1 protein-coding gene is annotated in these 426 nt (G+C 62.0%); it reads right to left on the reverse strand.

The genetic code is table 11. The features are described from left to right. Nucleotides 1-202 precede the first annotated feature (202 nt). On the reverse strand, nucleotides 203-426 hold a 224-nt coding region (locus LZP96_RS24040), incomplete at its 5' end, for a tyrosine-type recombinase/integrase (RefSeq protein WP_072262682.1).

The raw sequence follows: 426 nt of genomic DNA on the forward strand, positions 1-426 counted from the left end.
TGTCGTTTTCAGAAGACGGCTGCACTGAACGTCAGAAGCCGACTGCACTATAGCAGCGGAGGGGTTGGATCCATCAGGCAACGACGGGCTGCTGCCGGCCATCAGCGGACGCAGGGAGGACTTTCCGCAACCGGCCGTTCGATGCGGCACCGATGGCCTTCGCGCAGGGGTAGTGAATCCGCCAGGATTGACTTGCGCTGCCCTACCTCTCACTAGTGAGGGGCGGCAGCGCATCAAGCGGTGAGCGCACTCCGGCACCGCCAACTTTCAGCACATGCGTGTAAATCATCGTCGTAGAGACGTCGGAATGGCCGAGCAGATCCTGCACGGTTCGAATGTCGTAACCGCTGCGGAGCAAGGCCGTCGCGAACGAGTGGCGGAGGGTGTGCGGTGTGGCGGGCTTCGTGATGCCTGCTTGTTCTACGG

Source organism: Huaxiibacter chinensis (assembly GCF_022171985.1).
Classification (GTDB): Bacteria; Pseudomonadota; Gammaproteobacteria; order Enterobacterales; family Enterobacteriaceae; genus Enterobacter; species Enterobacter chinensis_A.